Origin of the sequence: Mesorhizobium sp. BR115XR7A, from assembly GCF_020165315.1 — a bacterium.
Classification (GTDB): Bacteria; Pseudomonadota; Alphaproteobacteria; order Rhizobiales; family Rhizobiaceae; genus Mesorhizobium; species Mesorhizobium australicum.
Genome location: NZ_JAIUHW010000030.1, coordinates 1 through 2,911 on the forward strand (window position 1 = coordinate 1; position 2,911 = coordinate 2,911).

At 53.3% G+C, this 2,911-nt stretch carries 1 rRNA gene; it reads left to right on the plus strand.

Annotation, left to right across the window (positions count from 1 at the left end):
• The first annotated feature begins 65 nt into the window (after positions 1–65).
• Positions 66–2,897 (plus strand): 23S ribosomal RNA (locus LB557_RS31325).
• The last annotated feature ends 14 nt before the right edge of the window (positions 2,898–2,911 follow it).

A 2,911-nucleotide genomic window follows, 5' to 3' on the forward strand; every position in this document is an offset into this window, starting at 1 on the left:
TCCCGCAAGGGGGAGGCTGAAGCGACAATCCTTCGGATTGCGCGATGGGTATTGGCAATGAGAACGATCAAGTGTCTTAAGGGCAATTGGTGGATGCCTTGGCATGCACAGGCGATGAAGGACGTGATACGCTGCGATAAGCTACGGGGAGGTGCGAATACCCTTTGATCCGTAGATTTCCGAATGGGGAAACCCACCTAAGGTGCTTGGAAAATCAGAGTAGCATGAGCGACAATCTCTTCGAGATTGCGCTGGTGCTGCTGTGGTTTCCAAGTATCAGATATAGGTAACTTATCCTGAATACATAGGGATAAAGTGGCGAACGCGGGGAACTGAAACATCTAAGTACCCGTAGGAAAGGACATCAACCGAGACTCCGGAAGTAGTGGCGAGCGAACCCGGACCAGGCCAGTGGCGATTGAGAGACAAGCGGAACCTTCTGGAAAGTAGGGCCATAGTGGGTGACAGCCCCGTACGCGTAATGCAATCAATCGTCCTCGAGTAAGGCGGGACACGTGAAATCCTGTCTGAAATTGGGGGGACCACCCTCCAAGCCTAAGTACTCGTGCATGACCGATAGCGAACTAGTACCGTGAGGGAAAGGTGAAAAGCACCCCGACAAGGGGAGTGAAAGAGTACCTGAAACCGGTTGCCTACAAACAGTGGAAGCCCAAGGTTCGTCCTGGGTGACCACGTACCTTTTGTATAATGGGTCAGCGACTTAGTGTGACGAGCAAGCTTAAACCGCTAGGTGTAGGCGCAGCGAAAGCGAGTCTGAACAGGGCGTTCAGTTCGTCGCATTAGACCCGAAACCGAGTGATCTAGCCATGAGCAGGTTGAAGGTAAGGTAACACTTACTGGAGGACCGAACCCATAACTGTTGCAATAGTTCGGGATGACTTGTGGCTAGGGGTGAAAGGCCAATCAAACTCGGAAATAGCTGGTTCTCCGCGAAATCTATTTAGGTAGAGCGTCGACCGAATACCCCAGGGGGTAGAGCACTGGATGGGCTAGGGGTCCTCACCGGATTACCAAACCTAACCAAACTCCGAATACCTGGGAGTACTAGTCGGCAGACACACGGCGGGTGCTAACGTCCGTCGTGAAAAGGGAAACAACCCTGACCTACAGCTAAGGTCCCCAAGTTATGGCTAAGTGGGAAAGGATGTGAGGATCCCAAAACAACCAGGATGTTGGCTTAGAAGCAGCCATCATTTAAAGAAAGCGTAACAGCTCACTGGTCTAAATAAGGGTCTTTGCGCCGAAAATGTAACGGGGCTAAAGCCATACACCGAAGCTTAGGGTTTGGTCCGCAAGGGCCAAGCGGTAGCGGAGCGTTCTGTAAGCTGACGAAGCCATACCCGTGAGGGGTGGTGGAGGTATCAGAAGTGCGAATGCTGACATGAGTAACGTAAGGGGAGTGAGAGACTCCCCCGCCGAAAGACCAAGGGTTCCTGCTTAAAGCTAATCTGAGCAGGGTTAGCCGGCCCCTAAGACGAGGCGGAAACGCGTAGTCGATGGGAACCACGTTAATATTCGTGGGCTTGGAGGTAGTGACGGATCATTGAGGTAGTCCAATCTTATCGGATTGAACGGGCTGCTGCGTGGTTCCAGGAAATAGCTCCTCCTTATAAACCGTACCCGAAACCGACACTGGTGGTCTGGTAGAGTATACCAAGGCGCTTGAGAGAACTATGCTGAAGGAACTCGGCAAATTGCACGCGTAACTTCGGAAGAAGCGTGACCCTTTTCCACGCAAGTGGAGGAGGGTGGCACAGACCAGGGGGTAGCGACTGTTTATCAAAAACACAGGGCTCTGCGAAGTCGCAAGACGACGTATAGGGTCTGACGCCTGCCCGGTGCTGGAAGGTTAAGAGGAGGGGTGCAAGCTCTGAATCGAAGCCCCAGTAAACGGCGGCCGTAACTATAACGGTCCTAAGGTAGCGAAATTCCTTGTCGGGTAAGTTCCGACCTGCACGAATGGCGTAACGACTTCCCCGCTGTCTCCAGCATAGACTCAGTGAAATTGAATTCCCCGTGAAGATGCGGGGTTCCTGCGGTTAGACGGAAAGACCCCGTGCACCTTTACTATAGCTTTACATTGGCATTCGTAGTGGCATGTGTAGGATAGGTGGTAGGCTTTGAAACCTGGGCGCCAGCTCAGGTGGAGCCACCCTTGAAATACCACCCTTATCACTATGGATGTCTAACCGCGGCCCGTTATCCGGGTCCGGGACAATGTATGGTGGGTAGTTTGACTGGGGCGGTCGCCTCCTAAAGAGTAACGGAGGCGCGCGATGGTGGGCTCAGAACGGTCGGAAATCGTTCGCTGAGTGCAATGGCATAAGCCTGCCTGACTGCGAGACTGACAAGTCGAGCAGAGACGAAAGTCGGTCATAGTGATCCGGTGGTCCCGCGTGGAAGGGCCATCGCTCAACGGATAAAAGGTACGCCGGGGATAACAGGCTGATGACCCCCAAGAGTCCATATCGACGGGGTTGTTTGGCACCTCGATGTCGACTCATCGCATCCTGGGGCTGGAGCAGGTCCCAAGGGTATGGCTGTTCGCCATTTAAAGCGGTACGTGAGTTGGGTTCAGAACGTCGTGAGACAGTTCGGTCCCTATCTGCCGTGGGTGTAGGAATATTGAAAGGATCTGTCCCTAGTACGAGAGGACCGGGATGGACGGATCTCTGGTGGACCTGTTGTGGCGCCAGCCGCATAGCAGGGTAGCTATATCCGGACGGGATAACCGCTGAAGGCATCTAAGCGGGAAACCCACCTTAAAACGAGTATTCCCTGAGAACCGTGGAAGACGACCACGTTGATAGGCCGGGTGTGGAAGAGCGGCAACGCTTGAAGCTTACCGGTACTAATAGTTCGATCGGCTTGATCGTTCTCATTCCTAATA